Origin of the sequence: Candidatus Njordibacter sp. Uisw_039 (genome assembly GCF_047730075.1) — a bacterium.
In the GTDB taxonomy this organism is placed as follows: domain Bacteria; phylum Pseudomonadota; class Gammaproteobacteria; order Pseudomonadales; family Balneatricaceae; genus Njordibacter.
Genome location: NZ_CP159831.1, coordinates 254,174 through 280,480, shown reverse-complemented (window position 1 = coordinate 280,480; position 26,307 = coordinate 254,174). Strand labels below are relative to the sequence as shown.

21 protein-coding genes are annotated in these 26,307 nt (G+C 46.3%); 15 read left to right on the top strand and 6 right to left on the bottom strand.

Annotated elements, in window-relative coordinates; all coding sequences use genetic code 11:
- Nucleotides 1–135 precede the first annotated feature (135 nt).
- The 4 genes from ABXT70_RS01295 to ABXT70_RS01280 form a co-directional block, all read right to left on the bottom strand.
- Nucleotides 136–1,152 (bottom strand): ester cyclase, encoded by a 1,017-nt coding sequence (locus ABXT70_RS01295; RefSeq protein WP_443641379.1) that lies wholly within the window; start codon nt 1,150–1,152, stop codon nt 136–138.
- Nucleotides 1,153–1,162: 10 nt separating this feature from the next.
- Nucleotides 1,163–2,044, bottom strand: coding sequence for a carbohydrate ABC transporter permease (locus tag ABXT70_RS01290; protein WP_443641378.1), 882 nt, complete (start codon nt 2,042–2,044; stop codon nt 1,163–1,165).
- Nucleotides 2,045–2,065: 21 nt separating this feature from the next.
- Complete coding sequence (locus ABXT70_RS01285; RefSeq protein ID WP_443641377.1) at nt 2,066–3,094, bottom strand: carbohydrate ABC transporter permease; 1,029 nt, start codon at nt 3,092–3,094, stop codon at nt 2,066–2,068.
- Between the two features lie 107 nt (nt 3,095–3,201).
- Nucleotides 3,202–4,449: an ABC transporter substrate-binding protein gene (locus ABXT70_RS01280; protein WP_443641376.1), complete on the bottom strand. Its 1,248-nt coding sequence runs from the start codon at nt 4,447–4,449 to the stop codon at nt 3,202–3,204.
- 374 nt (nt 4,450–4,823) lie between these two features.
- On the opposite strand from ABXT70_RS01280, the gene ABXT70_RS01275 reads away from it, so the two are divergent.
- From ABXT70_RS01275 to ABXT70_RS01235, 9 genes are all read left to right on the top strand, one after another.
- Nucleotides 4,824–5,870 carry an ABC transporter ATP-binding protein gene (locus ABXT70_RS01275; RefSeq protein ID WP_443641375.1) on the top strand — a complete coding sequence of 349 codons (1,047 nt, stop codon included), beginning with the start codon at nt 4,824–4,826 and terminating at the stop codon, nt 5,868–5,870.
- 12 nt (nt 5,871–5,882) lie between these two features.
- On the top strand, nt 5,883–6,404 hold the full coding sequence (locus ABXT70_RS01270) for an ester cyclase (RefSeq protein WP_443641374.1): 522 nt from the start codon (nt 5,883–5,885) through the stop codon (nt 6,402–6,404).
- An 18-nt stretch (nt 6,405–6,422) separates the two neighbouring features.
- Nucleotides 6,423–7,733, top strand: a complete 1,311-nt coding sequence (hisD, locus tag ABXT70_RS01265) for a histidinol dehydrogenase (RefSeq protein WP_443641373.1) — start codon at nt 6,423–6,425, stop codon at nt 7,731–7,733.
- A complete protein-coding gene (locus tag ABXT70_RS01260; RefSeq protein ID WP_443641372.1) occupies nt 7,733–8,782 on the top strand; it encodes an ester cyclase in 1,050 nt (349 codons plus the stop codon). The genes hisD and ABXT70_RS01260 overlap by 1 nt, the downstream gene beginning before the upstream one ends.
- Before the next feature lie 172 nt (nt 8,783–8,954).
- Entirely contained in the window at nt 8,955–9,974 is a 1,020-nt protein-coding gene (locus tag ABXT70_RS01255; RefSeq protein ID WP_443641371.1) for a LacI family DNA-binding transcriptional regulator, read from the top strand.
- Entirely contained in the window at nt 9,971–10,939 is a 969-nt protein-coding gene (locus tag ABXT70_RS01250; protein WP_443641370.1) for a hypothetical protein, read from the top strand. Before ABXT70_RS01255 ends, ABXT70_RS01250 begins: the two co-directional genes overlap by 4 nt.
- A gap of 67 nt (nt 10,940–11,006) precedes the next feature.
- Nucleotides 11,007–11,963 (top strand): cupin domain-containing protein, encoded by a 957-nt coding sequence (locus ABXT70_RS01245; RefSeq protein WP_443641369.1) that lies wholly within the window; start codon nt 11,007–11,009, stop codon nt 11,961–11,963.
- An 8-nt stretch (nt 11,964–11,971) separates the two neighbouring features.
- The gene (locus ABXT70_RS01240; protein ID WP_443641368.1) at nt 11,972–12,670 is read left to right on the top strand and encodes an alpha/beta fold hydrolase; all 699 of its coding nucleotides are present in this window, start codon (nt 11,972–11,974) and stop codon (nt 12,668–12,670) included.
- Entirely contained in the window at nt 12,670–13,365 is a 696-nt protein-coding gene (locus ABXT70_RS01235) for an RraA family protein (RefSeq protein ID WP_443641367.1), read from the top strand. Before ABXT70_RS01240 ends, ABXT70_RS01235 begins: the two co-directional genes overlap by 1 nt.
- A 21-nt stretch (nt 13,366–13,386) precedes the next feature.
- Here the strand turns inward: ABXT70_RS01235 and ABXT70_RS01230 are convergent, their stop codons facing one another.
- Together ABXT70_RS01230 and ABXT70_RS01225 are read right to left on the bottom strand one after the other, a co-directional pair.
- Complete coding sequence (locus tag ABXT70_RS01230; RefSeq protein ID WP_443641366.1) at nt 13,387–13,977, bottom strand: MarC family protein; 591 nt, start codon at nt 13,975–13,977, stop codon at nt 13,387–13,389.
- 26 nt (nt 13,978–14,003) lie between these two features.
- A complete protein-coding gene (locus tag ABXT70_RS01225; protein WP_443641365.1) occupies nt 14,004–14,999 on the bottom strand; it encodes a GlxA family transcriptional regulator in 996 nt (331 codons plus the stop codon).
- 254 nt (nt 15,000–15,253) lie between these two features.
- Between ABXT70_RS01225 and ABXT70_RS01220 the strand changes: the two genes are divergently transcribed.
- From ABXT70_RS01220 to astD, 6 genes are all read left to right on the top strand, one after another.
- Nucleotides 15,254–20,065 carry an NAD-glutamate dehydrogenase gene (locus ABXT70_RS01220; RefSeq protein WP_443641364.1) on the top strand — a complete coding sequence of 1,604 codons (4,812 nt, stop codon included), beginning with the start codon at nt 15,254–15,256 and terminating at the stop codon, nt 20,063–20,065.
- Between the two features lie 52 nt (nt 20,066–20,117).
- The gene (locus ABXT70_RS01215; RefSeq protein WP_443641363.1) at nt 20,118–21,332 is read left to right on the top strand and encodes an aspartate aminotransferase family protein; all 1,215 of its coding nucleotides are present in this window, start codon (nt 20,118–20,120) and stop codon (nt 21,330–21,332) included.
- A 33-nt stretch (nt 21,333–21,365) separates the two neighbouring features.
- Complete coding sequence (locus ABXT70_RS01210) at nt 21,366–22,634, top strand: hydrolase (RefSeq protein WP_443641362.1); 1,269 nt, start codon at nt 21,366–21,368, stop codon at nt 22,632–22,634.
- Nucleotides 22,628–23,635 (top strand): arginine N-succinyltransferase, encoded by a 1,008-nt coding sequence (locus tag ABXT70_RS01205; protein WP_443641361.1) that lies wholly within the window; start codon nt 22,628–22,630, stop codon nt 23,633–23,635. Before ABXT70_RS01210 ends, ABXT70_RS01205 begins: the two co-directional genes overlap by 7 nt.
- Nucleotides 23,636–23,787: 152 nt before the next feature.
- Complete coding sequence (gene astA, locus ABXT70_RS01200; protein WP_443641360.1) at nt 23,788–24,822, top strand: arginine N-succinyltransferase; 1,035 nt, start codon at nt 23,788–23,790, stop codon at nt 24,820–24,822.
- Nucleotides 24,823–24,838: 16 nt separating this feature from the next.
- Nucleotides 24,839–26,302: a succinylglutamate-semialdehyde dehydrogenase gene (gene astD, locus ABXT70_RS01195; protein WP_443641359.1), complete on the top strand. Its 1,464-nt coding sequence runs from the start codon at nt 24,839–24,841 to the stop codon at nt 26,300–26,302.
- Nucleotides 26,303–26,307: the final 5 nt, after the last annotated feature.

Sequence of the window (26,307 nt, the reverse complement as noted above, 5' to 3'; positions counted from 1 at the left end):
TATGCCATCTATCTTGGTGCGACACAGAAGTAGCTTTAAGCTCCAGACACCCTACTTTGTAACACATGCAGCCTGTCAAGCAGGCCTTTACCACAAATATTAACCCCCACTACGCCATTGTCCTCAATAATACAGCTAGTAAAAATCAATCGCGTCACTGCCCGTTGTCCTGGCTAAAATATCGACCCCTTGTTGTTTCCAAAAATGTAACAGATCGATAAAAACCCAGTTTTCGGCCAGTTTATCACCGTCCCGACGATAAATATCAATGACGCGCATATCACCTGACTTACCTGTTGCCGGCATGCCCATAAAACCTCCTAAAGGTTCTAAGGTTAAATTTGGCCAACCAAAAAAACCTCCGAACTCACCTTCAGCCATACGACAAACATGACCATTAAACGCGCGGTCTTTAAATGCAGCTCTAAAGGGTCCAGAATGCTGCTGGGCATAGCGTGGAATGGTGTAAGTGGCGCCTATACCCGTAGGGCCCCACCAAGTCATGTCTTCGTGCCAGCTCAAGCGCAGTTCATCTTCCAGGGAGAGTTCGTGATCCCAGTCACCCAGAGCAATGATCATGTGATTGATGGCAGCTAAGGTTGTTTCACCCTGAGTAGGTTCCTGCTCATTAAACATTAATCCGTTGTGAGACATGGGGCCAGGCTGTACAAGCTGCGCAGCGGTCTGCGGTGGGAATGGCTGCAAACCTGCTTGCACCATCAAGTGTGGAATATCAAAAAACATGGCTGTTTCAGATATTTTGCCGTTTTCAACCTTGTTGAATTCACAGTACCTGAGCATGGCAATTTTTCCCGTAGGTCTGATGCCCAACCACGGCTCATCGAACAAGCCCATGAGGTGCCCCATGGACACCACCCAAATAGATGAAAAATCATCCATTTCGTTGCGCCCAGCCATAAAAATGTCTTGGCGGCGCTGCAGATGTTTTAGCGAGTTCCGCAGTGGCTGCCAGAATAAATGAGCTACTTGAGTTGCAGAGGTTTGCTCATGGAATGGATGGTAACCGCGCCAGAGGTAATTGTCAGTTGTGTGGTCCTCCACCACGTCACCCAATACTTCTGGGGTAGCACTATCTAAACGCTTGTAAAAATCGAATACTACAGCCTTTGCTGCCTGAATATCATTTTTCATACTGAATAGATTACCCTTTCACTGCACCGGCAGTTAAACCAGAGACTATTTGACGCTGGAAGAACATTACCAAAATAAATAATGGAATCATCGCTGACACTACGGCGGCTACTGCAAACATAACGTTACCTTCTACCTGCGTAGTGCCGAGGAAACTGGCGATTTTCGGTATCATAGTTTGGTTATCTTGACTTAATAAAGATGCGGTTACGGCAAAGTCGTTGTAAGCCAGTAAAAAGCTAAACAAGCCAGTAGTGATCACCCCAGGCCACATGACTGGGATAATAACGTGCCAGAATGCCTGAAAGCGGGTACAGCCATCTACCATTGCACTTTCATCCATATCTTTGGGAATATTCAAAAAGAATGAGTGCAGCATCCACAAAGTAAAGGGTTGGTTAATGGCTACCAAAACTATAATTGAAGTAGGCAAGTAACCCCAAATATTCCACTCGAAAAATGGCAGCAGGTAGCCCGATACCAAAGTAATATGTGGCATTGCTCGAAACACTAAGGCTAACATAAGGATCCAGAAGGAGTATTTAAACCCCGATCGGGCTAAGGCGTATCCACCCAGCGTGCCTAAGGTAAGAGAAATAATCACAGTGGACACAACAACGATGGTGGTGTTGATGACAGATTCACCAAACCCGTGTTCTACCCAAGCACCGTAGTAACCATTAGTGGTGAAAAAATCGCCCGTTTCCACCATAGTGCGTACTCCATAGAGCGCATTGGTCCAGTCTGCTTTGGAAAAGAAATCTCCCTGTACTTTAAAGGATCCCCAAAGGGTCCATAAAAAAGGTCCAGCGGCAACCATAAGCCATAGCACAACGAAACCTGTGGAAATAATAGCTAGGCTAGTAGAGCGACGTTGAGCTGGGTTTGTCATGATGTGCTCCTTACTTGTGCTTTAATGTGCTGTGCGGCTAAAGTCGCGCCAAGTTCGAAAGAGCACGGGTAACAATAAAATAGCAACACCAATAATAGTGAGCATGGAAGTCGCTGCAGCTGAGCCAAATAACTGCGTATCTGAAGTTAGATCTTTGTAAATGATCCAGCTTAATGATGTAGCACTGGCCTCGGACGCAAAGCTAACAATAGGCTCAAGTACTCTGAAGTTGTCCATAAGCTGCATGAGCATAATGAACACAACCAACGGTTTCATATAGGGTACAACTACGTAGCGAATCCGTTGCCAGCGATTCGCCCCGTCTATGGTAGCAGCTTCAAGGGTATCTGCTGGAACCGTTTGCAACCCTGCATAGAAAACAATAAAAGAAAACGGTGCTGAATGCCAAATACCGTAAACGATAAGCATCATCCACGTTAAGGCGGGGGAGGCTTTTAAGGATAAGCCGGGGTCATTAAAAAGATATTGTATAGAAGCGCCAATAATGCCTTCTCCATCGATCATCCAAAACAAAATTAACGAGCCAATGAGCGGGGTCACAATCATGGGTAAAAGAGATACAAAAATGGTGGGGCCCTTAGCGAATTTAGGCAGTGCATTTACGCCTAGGGCGATAGCAAGACCCAATACAATAACGAAAGGCGTAACCACAAAGGTGTAGGTTAAGGTAAACGCAAGTGCTTTATAAAAAGGTAGATTGAGTAATTTTTTAATAAAAATACCAATATTTTCGCTGCCTTCCCAGGCCAGACCTACCTCATCAAAAGCAAGGTGGTTGCGATTAGTATAGTTATCAAAACCACTGAATTGTCCCAGCGGCTGATCAGCTCTTAGCTGAGTGGTGGCCGCTACATCAACAATAGTTACTTGTTTGCAACCGAATGGCCCACAGTTTTCGGAACTGATGAGAACTTTCTCATGCTCTACGTGCAAAGACTGGGTTATTACAGAAATTACCGGCAAGGCGATAAACAATATCATGGCCGCTAAAGACGGAATAATAAACCAAAAAAATGTACGATGAGGCATGCAAGTAATTCCCGTTTATACAAAAGGCTTATTCAAAAGGGTTACTCAAAAGAAAGGGGCCAAGGCTTATTGGCCTTGCCCCCTTTGCTAACAAGTGTCAGCAGGGTTTATAAAAACCCTTTTTCTTTGGCAGCAACGTTATACGCTGCTTCCATGTCAGCTAGTGCTTGCCCTGCGCTTTCACTGCCTTGTAGGAAGTCAGATAGCTCAGAACCTGCAGCACCGTGTAAAGCTCCCATAAATGGATACATTGGATAAGGTGCCGCGCCATTCATAGCCGTGGCTGTTACCCCAGAAGCTGCCTTGCTAGGCTTGTAACCTTCTATCAACCAAGTAGCTGCATCATTATTCGCTTGTACCATTTCAGTAGAAATACCATTCATCATGGCAATAAAGCTAGCTTCGGCATCGGCATCGGAAACGTTCTTGGATATAATAAAGCCATCCCACCATAGGGACGATGCTGGGATGGTGCCACCATTAAAGCTTGGGGCTGCAGCAAAGTCAGTGTTCATGACTACCTGTTCAGTAGATCCTTCAGCATCTAATACACCTGCTGTTCGAGAACCCCACATGGTCGCCAATGCTAGCTTATCGCCTTCCCAAAGAGCTTGGGTTGCATTGGAATCAAACGTTAGGTAATCGGGATGAGAGTAACTAACAAGGCTCTTTAGCATGTTCAAGGTAGCAACGCCGTGAGCGTTATTAATGCTCACTTTAGCTGTCCCTGGTACAAACATATCTGCACCAGTGCCAAGATACATGTTGACAAACTCTTCACCCAAGTTCCAGCCCGCCTTAGTATTCAGTGCAACCGGGTATTCCATAAGCCCAGCGTCGCGAATCCTCTTAGCGGCAGTCAACACCTGCTCATAGGTTTGCAACTCATCTGCACTCATGCCAACTTGCTCTAAGATATCTGAGCGGTAGAAAAGGTGTTGAGCGTTGGCCATAAAGGCCACTGCCATCACTTTACCGTTAACCGTCACCAACTGTGATTTATTCAAGCCCGAACCGTGCTTAGCAACGAGATCATCCAATGGTCTAACCAGATCATCGTTCATCAGTGTAACCAGCGTGCCATTTGACACAGTTAAAGCGGTGTATTCAGCTGGATTTGCCGTCAGAGCTGGCACCATGAGGTCTTTGTAGTCTTTGTTATGATTTTTAGTCACTGTAACGCCATCGCCTGCACATTGCTCAGCTGCGGAAAATACAGCGTGAAGTGCAGGGAAGTCGTTACCCATTATGCTCACGTTAGCATTGCCTGCGATGCCGCATGCGGCAAAAGCGGCGGAGCTAGTTAGAATTGCAGCAGCAGTTGCGGTGAGAGCTATCGTTTTTATTGTGCCCATGATGAACGCATCCTCTTTAAATTTATTAATGTAAGACCAGTGCGGCCTTGTTTTACATACGTATTCTTCCACATCACTTCAATAATATTAGAAAAGGTTTGCATGCGTAAGCAAAATTCTACTATTTTTTTACAGAGCTTGGCAACTATTTAAGTGCTCAGTCAGTAAGTAATATGCGAATACAAACACAACTAATTGTTTTAATTAAATAAAATATATAATAATGCCAAATATATTTTTAAACTATGATTGTCGAAAATAATAACAACCTCAAAATAAACGATTAAATCAACTAATTTAGCACGATATCTATTGCCGGAATGAATAAATTCTGATAATTTTTGCATACGTATGTAATTATAGGGTCGGATATCATGGCAGAAATAAAGCTCCGCAATATTGGCAAACGCTGGGGCAGCTTCGTTGGTGTCGATAACTTTGATTTAACCATCACAGATAAAGAATTTCTGGTACTACTCGGCCCCTCTGGCTGTGGCAAAACTACCACCATGCGCATGATTGCAGGGTTAGAGGCAGTGACTGAGGGCGAGATTGTTATAGATGGACGAGTAGTCAACGGCCTTGATCCGAAAGATCGGGATGTGGCAATGGTATTTCAAAGCTACGCCTTGTATCCCAATATGAACGTCTATGAAAACATTCGATTCCCATTGAAGGTGCGTAAAGTCCCTAAAGCTGATCATCACCAACGAGTGATGAAGGCTGCTGCAATGGTAGAGCTAGAAGAGTTTTTGCACAGAAAGCCAGCGGAGCTATCCGGTGGTCAACGCCAGCGTGTGGCCCTAGCACGAGCCATAGTGCGCAAACCAAAAGTATTTTTAATGGATGAACCGTTGTCAAATTTGGACGCCAAATTACGGGTATCGACACGAGCTCAAATCAAAAATCTGTCCCATGAACTGCAGGTCACCACTATTTATGTGACCCATGATCAGGTAGAGGCTATGACCTTAGCAGACCGTGTAGTGGTAATGAACAAGGGAGTGGTTCAGCAGGTAGGCACGCCTACTGACATTTATGACAACCCTGCCAACTCTTTTGTAGCGAGCTTTATTGGTTCGCCAGCCATGAATCTAGTAAATGGCAGCCTTGAAGATGGCACCTTTAAGGCGAAAGACATGACAGTCCCAGGCTTTGACGTGGGCTTAAATGGTCCAGTGACGTTAGGTTTTCGTGCCGAGGATGCCAACGTATCTGCTGCCACCGCAGAATTAAACCTGCAAGTTTTCTCCTTAGAGCTACTGGGCGACTCCACTATGGTGACAGCCCGAGTGGGCGAAGGCTTAGTCTCAATAAAGGCAGGCAAAGATTATCGCACCAATATTGGAGCTGATTTTAGCGCCCATATCACTGCTAGCTTATGTCACCTATTTGATGCCCAAAGTGGTCTACGATTATAAAATGAGACAAAAATGAAAGGCAGTCGACCACAACAAGCCGCGCTCAGCTCCGACACTGACATGTCAAAAACTGCGGCAACCCGTGCCGTGATCGAGTCCATGGTAGATGGCCTGAATGATCATAGAATTGCTGACATTGGTGATTTTTTTAGTGAATCATTTCGCTGGATGGGCAACCAAGGCTGCGGCACCAAACAGGGTTTAAAAGAATTTCAAAACCATTGGCAAGAACCCTTTCAAGCCGCATTTTCCAATAAGGTTTGCATTGATGAAGCGCGCCTGTATATGGGTGAATGGGCTGCCGCATTCGGCCGTCAAGAAGCCATTCATAGTGGCGTGTTTATGGGTGTGGAGCCCACTGGACATAAGGTAGAAATTCGCTATATGGATTTTTGGAAGGTGATAGATGGGAAAATTTGTGATAACTGGGTGATGGTGGATTTTCCCCACGTACTATCCCAGCTAGGAGTAGACGTTTTTAATGGTAAAGGCTGGGAAGCTTTTGATCGGGGCGAAGAGCAGCCCCACGAGTGAATGAAATGAGGAAGTAACATGGCAATTACCTATTTAAAGTGCAGCAAGCCAGACGCTGATAGGGCCCAAGATGATGCCCACACGAGAGCAGTTGTAGAAGCAACTTTAGCCGACATAGAAGCTCGGGGTGACCAAGCTGTGCGTGACTTGGCACAGAAGCATGATAATTACGCTCCTGCATCTTTTCGTTTGTCAAAGGCAGACATTCAACGCATTATGGCTAAGGTATCGCCACGAGACATGGAAGATATCAAATTTGCCCAAAAGCAGGTACGAAACTTTGCCCAAGCCCAACGTGATTCGATGTTGGATATTGAAGTGGAAACAATGCCCGGGGTAATTCTTGGCCACAAACACATCCCAGTGCAATCGGTGGGCTGCTATGTGCCAGGAGGGAAATTCCCCATGGTGGCATCCGCCCATATGTCAGTGGCTACAGCCAGTGTTGCTGGCGTGCCTCGGATTATCGCCTGCACACCACCTTTCAACGGCGAACCAAACCCTGCTGTAATCACGGCAATGCACTTAGGCGGCGCCCACGAAATTTACGTTTTAGGTGGCATTCAGGCTGTAGGCGCCATGGCTATAGGCACAGAGACTATGGAGCCAGTGCACCTCTTAGTGGGCCCAGGTAACGCGTTTGTCGCGGAAGCCAAGCGGCAGCTATTTGGTCGCGTGGGTATTGATTTATTTGCTGGCCCTACGGAAACCATGGTGATCGCAGACGATACCGTAGATGCAGAAATGTGTGCAACAGATTTGCTTGGTCAGGCGGAACACGGTTATGACTCTCCAGCGGCATTAGTGACAACCAGCCGTTCTCTAGCAGAAGCCACAATACTAGAAATAGATCGTCTGCTAGAAATTTTGCCTACTGCAAACACAGCATCAGTCAGTTGGCAGGATTATGGCGAAATTATTGTCTGTGACAGTCACCAAGAAATGCTCCAAGTGTCTGAAGAAAAGGCCTATGAACACGTCCAGGTCATGACCGATCGAGATGATTGGTTCTTAGAAAAAATGACGTGTTATGGCGCCTTGTTTTTGGGACCACGTACGAACGTCTCTAACGGTGACAAGGTCATTGGTACTAATCACACCTTGCCTACTAAGAAAGCTGGACGCTATACCGGTGGCTTGTGGGTAGGAAAATACCTTAAAACCCATAGTTATCAAAAGATAACCACAGATGAGGCGGCTACGTTAGTTGGTGAATATGGCTCTCGTTTATGTATGCTAGAAGGTTTTGTTGGCCATGCCGAACAGTGCAACTTGCGTGTGCGTCGATACGGTAATAAAGATGTCCCTTATGGAACTGGTGCCCAATAATGTCTAATGCAGCGGACAATAAAGTACTTTTAGCGCCGCTGCTAAGTGCGATGCATGATTTTGAAGGCCATCACGTAAAGTCACTGCTACAGGGTTTGATGGGCGATCATGCAGTGACCCACCTGTGCTTTCCGTTTAATGACATTGTTGGCCCTACACACCTCTACGAAACCTGTTATGCACCCCTATTGTTGGCAATGCCAGACCTTGAGCGGCGGGATTTAATTGTACTGTCTGGCATCACTCCTGCGGGTAATGAATGGGTGGGGTGTGCAGGACACTATTTAGGCACATTTGTATCACCTTGGTTAGATATACCTCCTACAGGGCATATGACCCATATGCGTTTTCATGAATTTTTCCGTTTTGAACAGGGAAAAATTGTAGAAATACAGGCCATTTGGGACATTCCAGAAGTGATGTTGCAGGCCCAAGCATGGCCCTTATCCCCCTCCTTAGGTTGGGAAGGGTTCATTCCAGGCCCAGCAAGTCAAGACGGTTTGCGTATTGGTGATAAACACCCGGGGCAAGGAGAAGCCAGCGTTCAACATGTACTTGATATGTTAACCCACTTGATCCTGCACCCAAAACAAGGTGGCCCAGAAGTAATGCAACTCCAACGGTTTTGGCACCCTCGTATGAATTGGTATGGCCCAGCGGGCATTGGCTCATCACGAGGCATAACAGGTTTTCGTAATTGGCACCAAATTCCATTTTTAAACGCCATGCCTGATCGTGGAAGTCATGACAATCAATTAGACTTTCACTTATTTGGTGAAGGTGAATATGTTGCAGTAACTGGCTGGCCCAACATGAAGCAAACCATCACACAGGGTGGCTGGCTAGGCATCGCTCCAAGTGGGCAAGAGGTCAGCCTGCGGAGCCTCGATTTTTGGCGTATGGATGGCGGTTTAATTCGTGAGAATTGGGTATTGGTCGATTTGTTGGACTTATACCATCAAGTGGGTATCGATGTATTTGCACGCTTGGGTGAATTCAATAAAGCCCGCAACACAAAAAGTTCCCCACATTCCACCACGGAGATGTAGGTATGGTTTTTACAGCATTACCAAATTTTAGTTTAAGGTGCAAAAGAGCTATAGTTACAGGCCCGCATTCAGGTACAGCGGCAACCTGCGCAGTGGTCTATCTTACGTCCGATGCTGCGCTGCTGGTAATGGCAAGTGTCTTAGAAGTTGATGGGAGGTTGAGCGCAGACTAATGAGTAAAGAAAAAGTTACATCTCAGCAGGTTGCGGAGCTAGCAGGCGTTAGCCAATCAGCCGTTAGTCGAGTCTATACTACAGGTGCTTCTGCCTCTAAGAAAACCACAGATAAAGTGCATAAAGCAGCCACTGCACTGGGTTATCGTCCCAACGTGCTGGCGCGGGCAATGGTTTCTGGCAAGAGTCGCATTATCGGTTTAGTAGTGGCCTACTTGGAAAATCAATTTTACCCAGATGCCATTGAAAAACTATCGACCCAATTGCAAGAAAAGGGCTACCATGTGTTGATTTTCATGCCATCGAAGACGGCGGAAAATATCGATGCGGTAGTGGAAGAAATACTTGATTATCAGGTTGAGGGCATTATTGTCGCGTCCGTGGCGCTATCTTCACAGTTGGCTGATCGATGTCGCTCAGCAGGCGTTCCAGTTGTGTTGTTTAACCGTTCTCAGGATGGAGAAGGCCTATCTTGCGTGACCTCAGACAATTTTTCAGGCGGGGCCAAAGCTGCACGATTTTTATTGGCTGGCGGGCATAAGAAAATTGGTTACATTGCTGGCTGGGAAGGTGCCTCAACACAACGAGATCGCGAGTTTGGTTTTACCGCAGCGTTGCAGCAAGAGGGGGCCACTTTATATGCCCGTGAGGCCGGTGATTTCTCTATGGAAAAGGCCAGCGAAGCCACTCGACGGATGTTTTCTGACGATAGGCCAGATGCAGTTTTTGTAGCTAATGACCATATGGCCTTTGCAGTTATGGATACCCTTCGCTTTGAGTTAGGTTTACGTGTACCTGAAGATGTATCAGTGATCAGTTATGACGATGTACCAGCTGCGGCATGGCCTGCTTATAATCTAACCACTGTGCGGCAGCGTGCTAACCAAATGGTGCGAGAAACAGTGCGCATTTTGATGGAACAAATACTCGGTGATGGCCTTCAAGGTCAGCAAATCGCCATTGGCTCTCCAGTTATTGTGCGTGGCTCTGCCCGCATCCCTGAAGGATGGAATTCATGAAAGGTTTTGATACTAAATTTAACGATTTTCCCAACTATATTTTAGGTATCACCAAAGAAATTTGGGAACAGCGTGGCCTAGCCACCCTGCATCACTATTATGCCAAGCATATTCCAGTTCGTTCCCCTGGATCTATGGTTATGGGAAATCAGCATGTAATTGCAGCCACCATGGCAACCCTCGCCGAATTCCCTGATCGCCAATTACTGGGCGAAGACGTAATTTGGTCTGGTACCCCTGAGGATGGAATGCTTTCCTCCCACCGTATTCTAACCACAGCTACCCATTTGGGTGACGGAGTATATGGAAAAGCCTCTGGTAAGGCTTTGAAATATCGCGTTATTGCCGATTGTCATGCAAAAAACAATCAAATTGATGACGAATGGCTTATTCGTGACCAAGGTGCAGTTGTGCGCCAACTAGGCATTGATCCAAAAGAGTATGCAGAAGATTTAATCATTCGAGAAGGTGGCCCAGAAGATTGTGTACAGCCGTTTACGCCAGCCATAGATGTGCCTGGACCCTACAAAGGTAAAGGCAACGAAGAAGAGTACGGCCAGCAGTACGCAGATATCCTGCGCCGCATAATGGGTGCTGAAATGAGCTGCATCAAGGCTGAGTACGATCGAGCCTGTCAACTGGAGTACCCTGGTGGCATGAGCTCCCACTCATGGGGCCCGGCGGAGCGGTTTTGGATGGGCTTAAGGGCTAGTTTTCCTAACGCAGAGCTTACCATCGATCACCAAATAGGCCGTCAGGACCCCATGATGCCTCCTCGAGCAGCCATTCGTTTCAGCTTGCAGGGTAAGCATGACGGTTGGGGTAGTTTCGGCAAACCCACTGGCGCCAATGTTTATATAATGGCTGCGGCTCACGCTGAGTTTGGTCCATATGGCATACGGCGTGAATTTGTTGTGTTTGATGAGACCTCAATTTGGAAACAAATTCTAATGCAAACAGGTTAATAAGGGTCTGTGAGTAGCCACTCCATAGCGAGTGATAGAAATGTTATTGCCAAAAAAGGATTGCTGTATGACACAACCAGAAATTGTTCGTTATGGTGAATTGAAGCCATGTCGCACTGCATTTATCGATGCTCACTCGCCTGGGTCGGATCAAAAAGAAAATTTCACTATCATCGGTGCTGGTGTAGCCGAAAGTCCTGATCAACATGTGCATATTAAAGCCACACCTGGCTTCAATATTGGTGCTGCAGGCCAGCCTCCCAAGTGCGTCAATTCTCTGCATTTTCATAACACTGCAGAAGTGTTTTTTGTATTGAGTGGTAAATGGCGTTTTTTTTGGGGCTTAAATGGAGATGCTGGTGAAGTGATTTTGCAAGAGGGGGATATCTTTAACATTCCCACTCGCGTGTTTCGTGGTTTTGAAAATGTGGGTACCGACTACGGCATGATCATGGCAATACTAGGCGGGGATGATTCCGGTGGGGGCGTTATTTGGGCTCCTCATGTACTGGAAACTGCGCAATCTCACGGCTTAGTTTTAAGTGAGTCTGGCATATTGTACGATACTAAAAAGGGACAGGTGCTGCCTGCTGGAGAACAGCCAATGGCCAAGCTATCAGAGGCACAGTTAGCTGAAATTTCTGAAACTCCTGTTAGCGAGGTTGTCCCTGATTATGTGGCCCGTTACTGGGATATGATGGCGTTGGCAAGAAACAAGCCCTGTCCAGTTATTGGAGCAGCATCACTGATAAAAGACAAACCTGGTTTTGAGGTAGAACTGCTCACCCGAGGGTCCATTGCTGCAGATGCTTACAGGAATCCACAACATGAAGTGCTTATGGTTTTTCGGGGTCATTGGCACCTCAGTTGGCAGGGTCATGAGCTGGTATTGAACCCTGGTGACACCTGTTGGATACCACCTAACCTAGCTCATGGGCTGGAAGTGTGTGTGTCTGGCGAAGCTAGTTTGTACCGTATAAGCGGTACAGGCGATGCAGCAGGTTTGACTTGGCAGAAAAAGTAGAGGGTATCATGAGTCTTCCCGCCCTAGTATTACTGCCAGGCATGATGTGTGATCGCCGCATGTACACCTCACAGCTTGAGGCTTTAAAGGACGTTGCAGAATGTCAGGTTGGCTATATTGGTGGTGCTGACAATATATCTGAAATTGCCACGCAGGTATTGGCTCAAGCGCCAGAAAAATTTGCCCTAGCTGGCCTGTCTATGGGCGGCATCGTGGCTATGGAAGTAGTGCGTCAGGCGCCAGAAAGAGTCACCCGCTTGGCTTTGATGAATACCAACCCAAGGGCTGAAATAGGCGATGTGAAGGCCGCACGCAAACCACAAATACAAGCTGTTCAAGCAGGTCAACTTGAACAGCTTGTACGTGAGGTTATGGTGCCGCGTTATTTTTCTAGCCACCAACCCCATGCTCAATTAGATGAGCTCTGCGTCGATATGGCATTAACCTTAGGCAAGGATGCGTTTGTGCGTCAGTCACTGGCCTTGCAGAATCGCCACGACCAACAGGCGACATTAGCAAGTTTTAACAAGCCTTGTTTAGTACTAATGGGCGAAGAGGATGAGCTTTGTCCGTTAGATCGACATGAATGTATGGTTGCTCTGTTATCTCAGGTAATCTTCGTGAAAATTCATAACGCAGGGCACATTCCTACACTCGAACAACCCGCAGCCACAAACGCTGCTTTAAAACAATGGATGGCTCAATAATGAATGTTAATTTGTTGGAAAAACTCCAAGCAGTGGACACCCCTACTGTATGTAATGCAATTGAGGTTGCCCAAGGTAAGCGTGGATTTAATCAGTTTACCAAAGGCACGATGCTTGCCTCGTCTGCTGCAGAAGGTGCGATGGTCGGCTATGCTCGTACTGCTCAAATTGCAGCCTTAGAACCAGCCAAAGAAAGTGCTGGGATTATTAAACAACGACGTGCAGATTACTATCGGCACATGTCTGAAGGGCCACGACCTGCTATTGCCGTAGTGGAGGATTTAGATTATCCCCACTCTATTGGTGCTTATTGGGGAGAAATTAACACTACCATTCATAAGGCTTTTGGTCTTGGGGGTGCATTAACCAACGGCGTTATGCGAGATCTGGGTGATTTACCCACTGAATTTCCAGTGGTGGCAGGCTCAATTGGCCCAAGTCATGGGTTTGTGCATGTGCGCAGCATAGGCCAGCCTGTGACTATTTTTGGTATGCAAGTAACCGATGGAGACCTCGTTCATGCCGACAGGCACGGAGCTTTGGTCATTCCACCCGAGGTTATCCCAATGCTCGAGGCTGCCATTGATAAACTTCTCAGTACCGAGCAACTAATACTAGGTCCAGCAGGCAAACAAGGTTTCGGATTAGCTGAGTTTGAGCAGGCTTGGGCAGCGTTTGAAAAGGCACGCACCTAAAAATACCAAACAACTAGAAGGCTAGCGCAAGTTTAAATATTGCGCGGTGCCTTCTAGCAACATCTGTACTGCCATAATGATCAAGACCATACCCATCAAACGCTCTATAGCAAACAGGCCTTTTTCGCCCAACACCACGTAAAGTCTGCGTGAGGCTAACAAAATACCTGCAGAAACAGCCCAAGCAGCCGTCACCGCCAACCATAAATCAAGCCACTGGCCTTCGGCCGACTTACGCATCAACATAATCATGGCTAAGCTTGATGGTCCCGCCATAAGAGGTATCGCCAAGGGTACTATAAAGGGCTCGCCATCAGGTGTTTTACCCAACAAACCGCCTTCTTTTGGGAACACCATTTTTATGGCTATCAAAAATAATACAATACCCCCACCGATACGAATGGCTTCTTGAGATACCTGCAAGAATGTCAAAATATACGGGCCTAACAGCAAAAACATTAACAACACAACGTAAGCTATAAGTAATTCACGGCGCAAAACCAAACGACGACGTTCTTCGGGCACTTGCTTTAATACCGACAAAAATAAAGGGATGTTGCCTAGCGGATCCATAACCAAAAACAGCAAAGTGGCAGCTGCAAAAATATCCATATCTCTCTCAATAAAGTATTAAATGATTAATCTAAGCGTCGCTGAATAACGACGGAGTGATTCCAACTAGGCGCTAATTCCACATGGGTGGCACGCCCACGTTCTTGACGTGGTGTAACGTTGAAGTGAGTGCGATAAGTGGTGCTAAAATGACTGGCAGAGGAAAATCCACAAGCCATGCCCACTTCTACAATGGAGCGATCAGTGTCCCGTAACATTTGGCGGGCCTTATCTAACCTCAGTTGTAAATAAAACCGTGAAGGCATATTGTCTAAATGTTTTTTAAACAAGCGCTCTAAGTGCCTCCGAGACAGCCCAACATGATAAGCCAAGTCATCGGCAGATAAGGGCTCTTCTATGTTGGTTTCCATTAAGGTAACCGCCTCAATAAGCTTGGGCTGACTGGCGCCAATACGGGCCTTAAGAGGAATGCGTTGCTGGGTATCTTTTGGCCGCATTCGTTCTACTAAGAACCATTCAGACAAATGTGCTGCCATGTCTAAATCTTGCTGCTGTGCTAGCCAAGCCAGCATAAGGTCGGTAGTTGAAGCCCCACCAGCACATGTCATCAGCTGCGATTCTTGTTCGAACAGTTGATGACTCCAAAGCACATCAGGAAAAGTTTGCCGCAGCTTTTCTATCACAGACCAATGACAACAACTGCGCTTACCGTTGAGTAAACCTGCATAAGCTAGGGGGATAATGCCTGTACCTATGGCCAGTATTTTCACCCCCATCTTAGTTTGCTGAACCAACCAGCGTTGTAACACGGCATCTGCTTTATTAGGAGTAATCAAGTCTCCAATGACAAACAGCGTATCGACCTGTTCGCTATCCAAATAATTGGTCACTTTCCCTAAAACACATTCACCGTCTAAAGACATAAGCTTTAGCCGGTATTTATCGTGCTCTAATACACTATTTGTATGCAGCAACAGTTCAGCAATTTGGCCATAACTACTCAAGCTTGCATGGGGCAATAAAAGTAGGCCAACTGTGTGGGAATTTTGTAACTTAGTCATAGGGCGTAAGGATACACTTAATCATTGAGCGAATGCGTAAAACCGTCATTAGTTCTGCTAAAACAGTCGTATTTTTAACCAAATGAAAACCCACCCCACAACAATATTTTGACAGAAATGGCTTGAATGTCATTTTACCAACAAATAGGGTCGCACTAGCTCAACTTACCCCCTAGTGCACGCCGCTAGTTTCTTGAATAATAGACGTATCAGTGACAACATTAGCAGACTGACTAAAGAAAAGGAAAGACAACATGCGCACCTTAACGGATAAAAAAAATATCGCTATTGATTTAGTTTGCAGCCTGATTGGCAAACGTCAAAAGAAGAGTAGTTGTGAAACCATGCAGCAACTAGCGCGCCTGTACTATGCTGAGAGCATCCCTGCGGAGCTATTACAATTTGACACCGATAACTTATACGGTGCGCTGTCTAGCTTATGGGATTGCGTAAAACTACGCCATGATAGCCAAGTTAATATCCGTGTATATAATCCTAATTATGAAGAACACCAGTGGTACACCAGCCACACTATTGTAGATATTGTATGTGATGACAGAGCTTTCTTAGTTTCTTCCATCACCAACGCTTTAGTTCACCTCGGCCACACTATACACATCACTACTCACCCAGTGGTGGCGGTAGAGCGAGATATAAAAGGCAAAATCACCAGTATCTCGCCCTTCACGGGCAAGGCCGACAGCGCTAATTTAGAAGCAGTAATGCGTTTTGAAATTGATCAACAAAATGATCCTGCAGCAGTGGCTAAAATTATTACTACCCTCAAAGGCATCATTAGCGATGTGCGCTTAGTGGTCGACGATTGGCTCCCTATGCGTGACAAACTAGTGTCTATTATTGACACCTTAGAGTCTCAAAACCTACCTGTTACTGCAGAAGATTTAGCAGAAAATATCGCCTTTTTACGGTGGGTTGCCAATAACCATTTCACGTTTATTGGCTATCGCTCTTATGGACTCAAAAAAGATACTAAAACTAATTTATGCAAACTCACGCCACACAAGGGCACAGGCCTAGGCAGCTTCCGTGACGATAATTGTAGTGCAGAAAGCCTGTTGCCAAGTACCCTATCACAACAAAATTCAGATTTAGCCCTGCGCGGCAACATGTTGGTCATGACCAAGTCCACTAGCCGCTCCACTGTGCACCGCCCTGTTAACTTTGACTACCTTGGCCTTAAACGTTTTGACAAGCAGGGCAATGTGATCGGCGAAGAACGTTTTTTTGGTTTATATTCCTCTGCTGCTTATACCGCCCGTATAGATGAAATTCCATTACTAAGGCGCAAAGCCCAAGGCTTGCGTGAGCGTATTGAGCTGTTACCTAACAGCCATAAAGGCAAAGCCTTACAACATATACTCAATAACTACCCCCGTGATGAAATGTTACAAGCTAGTGTGGATGAACTCTGCCCTATCATTCGCGGTGTATTAGACACCCAAGAGCGCCATCATTTACGCCTGTTCCTGCGTCTTGATACATTTGGTCGTTTTGCTACAGCTTTGGTTTATGTTCCACGAGAGCGCTTTAATACTCAACTACGTATTAAGATGCAGAACATTCTTATACGTAAATTCAATGGTTCAAGCGTTGATTTCAACGTCATGTTCTCGGCGCTACCTTTAGCCCGTGTGCAGTTAACCGTTCACGGCAAAGACATCCGCAACACACCGTTTGACATCGATGACATCGAACAGCAAATGCGCGACGCTATGCTGGCCTGGGGTGACCACTTACACCACGCACTTAATAGCAAACGAGGCGAAGCCAAAGGCAACCAACTATTTAAGCAATATGGCCAAGCCTTTCCATTAGCCTACCAAGAAAACTTTTCTGCGCAAGTAGCAGTCATGGACCTAATGCGCTTGCAAAAAATCAGTGTTGATAAACCTTTGTCTACCTATCTATACCGCTCGCTGCATCAAGCAGACCAAAGCCTTAGCTTTAAAGTGTTTGGGCACGGTCAAGCTAAAGCCTTATCAGACGTGTTGCCAATTTTGGAACGAATGGGCGTAAGGGTTATTAATGCGCACCCTTACACCATCAAGTCTAAAGCTGGTTTAGACCAGTGGATCATTGATTTTGTGATTGAAATTAACCAACAGGTAAACCTTGATGGCGCCAATGTCAAAGAGCGTTTTCAAGAAGCCTTTAGCCAGATTTATACCGGTCGTGTGGCTAACGATCGTTTTAATAGCCTAGTATTGGCTGCAAACTTAACTTGGCAGCAGGCTATTCTCATTCGGGCTATTAGTAGCTACTTACTGCAAATCCAAGTGCCATTTAGCCAGACCTACATGCAAACCACCTTGGTGCGTAATGCCAACATTACTCATACCTTAGTGCGCTTGTTTGAGGCTCGCTTTGATCCTAATAATCAGCAATCTGAAGATCTTATCGATCGATTGCAGGAAGACGTCAGCCTAGCCTTGGAAAAAGTTAGCAACCTTGATGAGGACCGCATTGTTAAGTATTTCTTGGCCACTATCATGTCTATGTTGCGTACTAACTACTACCAAACCGATAGTACAGGCAGTCGCCATGAATACCTATCCTGCAAATTAGATCCAAGTCAAATTCCAGGTGTCCCATTACCCTTACCTAAGTACGAAATCTTCATCTACTCAACCTGGGTGGAGGGCGTACATCTTCGTGGCGGCAAGGTTGCCCGCGGTGGCTTACGTTGGTCTGACCGTCAAGAAGACTACCGCACAGAGGTGCTTGGGCTGGTAAAAGCACAAATGGTGAAAAACGCTGTTATCGTTCCTTTAGGGGCTAAAGGTGGCTTTGTGTGTAAACAATTACCACAAACCAAAGACCGAGAAATACTAATGGCAGAAGTCATACGCAGCTACTCCACATTTATTCAAGCGTTACTAGACATCACCGATAATATAGTAGAAAAACAAGTTGTTGCGCCTAAACAGGTGGTACGTTACGACGACGACGACCCATACTTAGTAGTCGCTGCCGACAAAGGCACCGCAACCTTTTCTGACTTAGCCAATTCTATTTCAGAAAAAAACAGCTTTTGGTTAGGTGATGCCTTTGCTTCTGGCGGTGCCAATGGCTACGACCATAAAAAAATGGGCATTACCGCCCGTGGAGCATGGGAATCTGTCAAACGTTTATTTGCCGAGCAAGGCCGCGATTGCCAAAGCCAAGACTTCACCGCTGTGGGGGTGGGAGACATGGCTGGTGATGTATTTGGCAACGGCATGCTATTGTCACAGCACATTTGTTTGCAGGCTGCGTTTAACCACTTACATATCTTTATCGACCCCACACCTAACGCGGCCACATCTTTTGCTGAACGTCAGCGTTTATTTAACCTGCCACGGTCTAGTTGGATGGATTATGAGTGCAAGCTCATTTCTAAAGGGGGTGGCATATTTGAACGCTCGGCTAAGTCCATCAAACTAAGCCCACAAGTACAAAGCATGATCGGCACAGATATCAAAAAAATGACGCCAAACGAGTTGATCAATGCCTTACTAAAAATGCCAGTAGATTTGTTTTGGAATGGTGGCATTGGTACTTATGTTAAGGCCAGTAGCGAAAGCCATAGTGAAATTGGTGACCCTGCAAATGACAATTTAAGGGTTAATGGTAACCAACTGGGTGCTAAAGTAATTGGCGAAGGCGGCAACCTTGGTTTCTCCCAATATGGGCGTATTGAGTTTGCGCAAGCTGGGGGTTACATCAATACTGACGCCATCGACAATTCTGCTGGTGTTGATAGTTCTGATCATGAGGTTAACATTAAAATACTGCTCAGCCAGCTAGTAGATGCTGGTGATATGACAGTAAAACAACGCAACACCTTGCTGGCTAGCATGACTGATGAAGTAGGTGATCTAGTACTGAGTCACAACTACCATCAAACCTTAGTATTGAGTATTGCCGAAGGCCAAGCATGTTCTCGTTTAAGTGATCATAAGCGCCTAATACACAGTCTAGAGAAACAGGGCCGCCTTAATCGCACCTTGGAAGGCTTGCCAAATGATGCCAACATGGATGAGCGGGCCAGAATACAAGCCGGGTTAACACGCCCTGAAATTGCTGTATTGCTGGCCTACAGCAAAATGCGTTTATTTGATGAACTGATGGCAGCAGACATAGGCAATGACAGCTATTTGGCCCGTAGTCTAGAAGATTACTTCCCCAAGGTGCTGAGTAAAAAATATGCCGCTGCTATGAGCTCTCATCAATTACGTAGTGAAATTATTGCCACCCATGTCACCAATCAAATTGGTAACCGTATGGGGTCTACCTTCTGTAATTATTTACAAGAAGAAATGGGCGCAGAGGCTGGTGATATGGCCCGTGCCTTTACCGCGGCGTGCGACATTATAGATGCCCAAACCCTATGGAGTGAACTGGATCGAGTCACCTTGATACTAGACTACAAACAGTCCATGGAACTACATAAAAATATTCAGACCTTGTTGGAAAATCTCACCTTGTGGCTATTAAGCCGTCACCAAGGCGAGCCTATTCAAGCCATAGTGGATCGGTATCAAAAACCCATGGCTGATTATTATACTGAGCTTGCTAATTTGTTACCGAAGGAGGCGGCACAGCGCACCAATGCTCAAGCTGATGAGCTCACAGCTAATGGAATTGAAGTGAGCATTAGTCGGCGCTTGAGCCAACTAGAGTTCTTGTACCACGGCTTAGACGTCGCTCAAGTGGCCAGCCAATGTGACACCAAGGTAATTACCGCCGCCCAAACTTGGTACGGTTTGTACGAACGTTTCCAAGGTGATTGGCTTAACCAAGCTATTGCCAATTTGCCTAGCCAAGACCCATGGCAGCGAAAAGCAAGGGCCAGCCTTAAACAAGAGTTTGAAGCCAGTTTAGCCCAGTTGACCCAAGCGGTAATTTCAAGCGACCAGACCCAAGCATGGGATGTGCGTAACCAAGATGTCATTGAACGCTGCCTCAGTATCTTTGGTGAACTACAAAGCAACAGCAATATAAATTTGGCTATGCTTTCCGTAGCAGTGCGAGAAATTGCCAAGCTTAAGACTAGCTGCAGTTAACTATTAACGTATTTTAAGTAATTAAGAAAACGAACAGATATTAGGAATTTTTATGAGCAATACCCCAGTAACACGCGCCCTGTTTGATGACGTAATGGTGCCTAACTATGCACCAGCCCCTGTCATTCCAGTGCGTGGTAAGGGGTCCCGTATTTGGGACCAAAACGACAAGGAATATATCGATTTTGCTGGTGGCATTGCCGTAACAAGCGTTGGCCATAGCCATCCTAAACTCGTCGCTACTTTAAAAGACCAAGGCGAAAAGTTGTGGCACATTGCTAACGTAATGACCAACGAGCCAGCTCTGCGTTTAGCCAAGAAGCTCACTGACGCAACCTTTGCCGACAAGGTATATTTCGCTAACTCAGGTGGCGAGGCCAACGAAGCCGCCTTTAAGCTAGCCCGCCGTTATGCTGTGGATCACTTTGGTGAACACAAGAATGAGATTATTGCCTTTGAACAAGCTTTTCACGGTCGTACCTTATTTACCGTAAGTGTAGGTGGCCAACCTAAGTACAGTGCTGGCTTTGGCCCTGCCTTAGAAGGTATTACTCACTTACCTTACAACGATATCGAAGCCTTAGAAGCAGCAATTTCTGCGAAAACTTGCGCCATTGTTATGGAGCCACTGCAGGGCGAGGGAGGCATTATTGATGCAGACCCAGCCTTTATCAAACGCGCCCGTGAATTGTGTGACGAGCACAACGCCTTGCTGGTACTAGACGAAGTTCAAACTGGCGCCGGCCGTTTAGGTACTTTGTACGCTTACCAACAAACTGACATCATGCCAGACATCCTCACCACGGCTAAAGGCATTGGTAACGGTTTCCCGGTGGCTGCAATGTTAACCACCACAAAAGTAGCTCAGAGCCTAGCCATAGGCACCCACGGCAGCACCTACGGGGGCAACCCTTTAGCCTGTTCCATAGCGGAAGCTGTAATCGATATTATTAACACCCCAGAGGTATTGGCTGGCGTTAGTGCCAAGTTCGACCGCTTTAAAGCCGGTTTAGAGGCTATCAATTCACGCGTGCCTTTCTGCGAAGAGATACGTGGTAAAGGTTTATTGATTGGCTGCGCTCTTAAAGAAGAATACAAAGGCAGTGCTGCTAAATTCTTAAGGGCGGCCCAGGCCAGAGGTTTATTGGTATTGATTGCTGGTCCAGATGTCATTCGCATGGCACCGTCTTTGTTAATTCCTGATGCCGATATCGATGCTGGGTTGGTGATCTTAGAAGAAGCCGTTCGTAACGTCGTAGATTCGTAATAGCAGCGTAAGAAGGAGTACTAGGAAAAAATCATGAGTGATTTGACTGTAAACAATGAATTGGAAACACAGACCCTTGAATGGATTGCTACGCAGCAGCACATTATGCAACAAGACCTTTGGGCCTTGGCCGAAATTAACTCGGGCAGCTACAATGTGACTGGCGTTAACAAGGTGGCAGATACCTTAGCTCAGTGGAGCAAAAAACTGGACTGTGAATTGGAATTTATCGATATGCCTGCACAAGATGTGGTAGACGATCTTGGCCAACTTAACCAAAAACCTTTAGGCCGTGCGTTACGTTTATTTAAGCGCCCTGAAGCACCCACACAGGTGTTTTTTTGCGCTCATATGGACACGGTTTTTCCTATCGATCATCCGTTCCAGAAAATCACTCAACTGGAAGACGACATTATCAATGGGCCGGGCGTTGCCGACCTAAAAGGTGGTATTGTGGTCATGTTTAAGGCCTTAGAAGCCTTTGAGCGCAGCCCATTACAAGATCAACTGGGCTGGGAAATCTTATTTAACCCTGATGAAGAAATTGGTTCGCCTAGCTCTAGCAAATTGTTCCCAGAAATTGCCCAGCGCCATCACTTAGGTTTAATTTATGAACCTTCATTTGCCGATGGTAACCTAGCAGGTGCTCGCAAAGGCAGTGGTAACTTTGCTGTGGTAACACGAGGCAAGGCCACCCATGCCGGTCGTGAGCATCACCTAGGCCGCAACGCAATTCGTGCAATGGCCGATTTTACCTGTGCCATAGACAACCTTAACGGCCAACAAAAGGGCATCACTATTAACCCAGGTTTTGTACAAGGTGGAGGGGCCGTAAATATTGTCCCAGATACCTGCACTATGCGCTTTAATATTCGTATTGAACACAGTGAACAACAAGCCTGGTGCGAAGACCAAATAGCCAAAATAGTGGCTAATATTAATACCACTGATGGGATTAATATTGAGTTACATGGTGGTTTTGGTCGTCAACCTAAGGTTTTAAGCCCCGCTAACCAAGAACTTTGCAAATTGGTGCAATCTTGTGGCAAAAGCCTTGGCCTAAGCTTAGAATTTTTACCCACGGGCGGCTGTTGTGATGGTAACAATATGGCTGCTGCAGGCTTACCTAACATTGATACTTTGGGTGTGCAAGGCGGCAATATTCATAGTGCCGATGAATATATGCACTTATCCAGTTTAACCACTAGATCACAATTGAGTGCATTAATTTTATTGCGTTTAGCACAAAGTAAAGACCTATCGTGGTTGCAGCGCAAAGGTATGGAGCATCAATCATGTTAATCGTTCGGCCTATCAAAAATGATGATAGTGAAGCCTTTAATAACTTTGCTGCAGCGACAGGGGTGGGCCATACTAACTTGCCTAACCACCCAACACAGCTAGCTCAAAAGATAAATCACAGTGAACTATCCTTTGCTTCCAGCGTCGACCATGCGGGTGAAGAGGCCTACACCTTTGTCATGGAAGACACTCTTGCTGACCGCTTAGTAGGCACCTGCACAGTGGATGCAACCGTGGGTTTAAGCCAGCCTTACTATAGCTATCGTGTTGACCAGGTGACCCATTCCTCTATTGATTTAAAAATCAATAATCGTATCCCTGCCTTACATATGAACCACGATTACACGGGCGCGTCACGCCTGAGTTCGTTTTATTTAGAACCTGATTATCGCTGTGACTTTTACGATCAGCTACTGTCCAAATCTCGCTTGCTATTCATGGCCTGCTTTCCAGAACGTTTTGCAGCCACAACCATTGCTGAAATGAAGGGTGTGATTGACGATGAAGGTATATCACCCTTTTGGGAGTCCGTAGGTAGGCACTTTTTTACCATGGATTTTGCCGAAGCTGATTTACTAACAACCTCTAGCCATAGGCATTTTATTGCCAACCTAATGCCGCGCTATCCACTTTATGTGCCCTTGTTAAGTGACAAAGCACAAGCCGTCATTGGTGAGCACCATGAAGGCGTAGAAGACATCGTAAATATCCTTGAACATGAGGGTTTGCACTTCGAAGGCCATGTAGATATTTTTGATGCTGGCCCTATTCTAGAAGTGCGTACCCGTCATATCCGTGCTATCCGACACGCGGAACAGACCCAAGTATTAATGGGTGATGAAGTCTTACATGGGAAACGTGTACTGGTGTGCAACAACAGCTGTCACGACTTCCGTTGTATTATTGCCCGCAAACAAGGCCTATCACTAGTGCTCAGTGAAGCTCAATTAGAAGGTTTACAAGTGGCTGCTGGCAACACATTAACCTATTGCCAATTATAATGAGGTAAGCGGTCTGCAATTTCCGGCAAACCACAAACCAAATAAGTCTCTATACCTAAATCCAGAAGTGCAGATGCAAAAGAGTTTGTGTCCCAACAAAGGTACTATTTGCAGCATCAAAATTTCGTTAGAAAACCTTCTGGAGGCCCCAAATGATGATAATCCGTCCCTTAGTGGAGACCGATGCTAACGCCTTATTGGACTTGGCCCATAAAGCTGGTGTTGGTTTTACTTCATTGCCAGCCGATCCAGACCGTATTGTCAGCAAAATTGCAGCTTCATTATCTGCCTTTAGTGGTCAAGTGGACCTTAATAGCGAACAAAGCTATGTGTTTGGGCTAGAAGACACTCAAACATCACAAGTTGTGGGTATTTGTGGTATTGAATCCACCATTGGTTTATCCAGCCCTTGGTACAGCTACCGTATTGGCACCTTAGTGCATTCTAGCCGGGAACTAAGTGTGCATAACACTTTCCCCACCTTGTATTTAAGCAATGACCAAACAGCTTGCGCCGAAGTCTGCACCTTATTTTTAGACCCTGACTACCGTCACAGCAAAAATGGCAACTTATTATCGAAGAGCCGCTTCCTCTTCTTGGCCGAATTTCCAGAACGTTTTGAAAGCAAGATTATTGCTGAGATGCGTGGAGTATCCGATGCCAATGGCCAATCCCCTTTCTGGGATGGTTTAGGAGCTCATTTCTTCGATATGCCGTTTGCCGATGCAGACCGCTTAACCGGTTTAGGCAAAAAAGAATTTATTGCCGAACTCATGCCTCGTCATCCCCTGTACATTAATTTATTACCCCAGAGTGTTCGAGATGTGATTGGTGAGGTACACCCCAGCACCCAGCCGGCCCGTAAAATGCTGGAGGACGAGGGTTTCCGCTATCAAGGTTACGTGGATATTTTTGATGCTGGCCCTACCCTAGAAACACAAGTACAAGACATTCGTGCCGTACGGGATAGTAGACATTACACAGTTACCGTTGAAGACAATGTGCCTGCAGGCGAAACACCTTATCTTGTAAGTAACACAAGCCTCATCAGCTACCGCTGCACTATTACCTATATCAACACCCCAGAATCCGGCCCTTTGTGTATTAGTACAGAATTAGCCAAGGCTCTGCAAATCACTGCCGGCGAACCAGTCCGGGCAGTGCCACTATTTGTGCCACGCCTCTAAAGAATAAGGAATAGTTATGACTCATCTAATTAACAACCAGTGGTTGAAAGGTAATGGTCCCACTTTCGATTCGGTTAATCCTGCTAATAATGACCTCCTTTGGCAAGGCCAAGGTGCTGATGCTCAACAAGTAGACGAAGCCATCACGGCTGCTCGCTCAGCCTTCCCTACATGGTCTTTAAGCAGCTACGAAGACCGCCATGCTATGGTCAAAGCCTTTCAAACACAATTGCAAGCAAAGGCCGAACAAATCGCCATTGCTATCGCTCAAGAAACGGGCAAGCCGTTGTGGGAAACACGCACCGAAGCTGGCGCTATGGCTGGCAAAATTGACCTATCAGCCAAAGCCTACGAAGAACGTACAGGTGTCGTCAGTAAACCAGCACCAGCAGGCACTCAAGCATGGTTACGCCATCGCCCCCATGGTGTTGTGGCTGTATTTGGCCCCTACAACTTTCCCGGTCACTTGCCAAACGGTCACATTGTTCCAGCCCTTTTGGCGGGCAACACTGTGGTATTTAAGCCTAGTGAACAAACACCTATGGTGGCTGAGCTAACTGTTAAATGTTGGTTAGACGCTGGCCTACCTGCAGGTGTGATTAACCTAGTTCAAGGTGCCCGTGAAACCGGTATCGCACTAGCCAACCACAAGGGTATTGACGGCTTATTCTTCACCGGTAGTTCTAGCACAGGCACGTTGTTGCATAAGCAATACGCTGGACGTCCAGACAAAATTTTGGCGCTAGAAATGGGTGGCAACAACCCATTGATCGTGAGCCAAGTAGCAGACCCACGCGCTGCAGTGCATGAAATTATTCAATCAGCCTACATCTCTGCTGGCCAACGCTGCACCTGTGCCCGTCGCTTGTATGTTCCTAAAGGTGCAGAAGGCGATCACTTAGTGGAGATGCTAGTCACCGCTATTGGCAAAATCCGTGTTGGTTTTTATGATGCCGAACCAGCACCGTTTATGGGTTCTGTGATCTCATTTGCTGCAGCACAGCAATTGCTAACTGCACAGCAATATTTAATCAACCAAGGTGCTAAGTCTCTGGTCACTATGGAGCTACTCGCAGCAGGAACAGGCCTATTAAGCCCAGCTTTGATAGACGTGACCAATGCTAAGGATTTACCAGACCAAGAGTACTTTGGACCACTTCTCACACTAGTACGATACCAAGATTTCGACCAAGCCATCCAGATGGCTAACAACACAAGTTTTGGTTTATCGGCTGGTTTATTAAGTGACTCCCGTGACGAATACGATTACTTCCTGCCTCGCATCCGTGCGGGAATCGTCAACTGGAACAAACAAATTACCGGTGCCAGCGGTGCAGCTCCGTTTGGTGGCGTAGGTGCAAGTGGCAACCATCGTGCTAGCGCCTTTTATGCGGCGGATTATTGCGCCTACCCAGTAGCCTCCATCGAAGCTGACACCTTAACCATGCCAGCGCAATTAAGCCCTGGCTTAGACCTTTAAGGAGT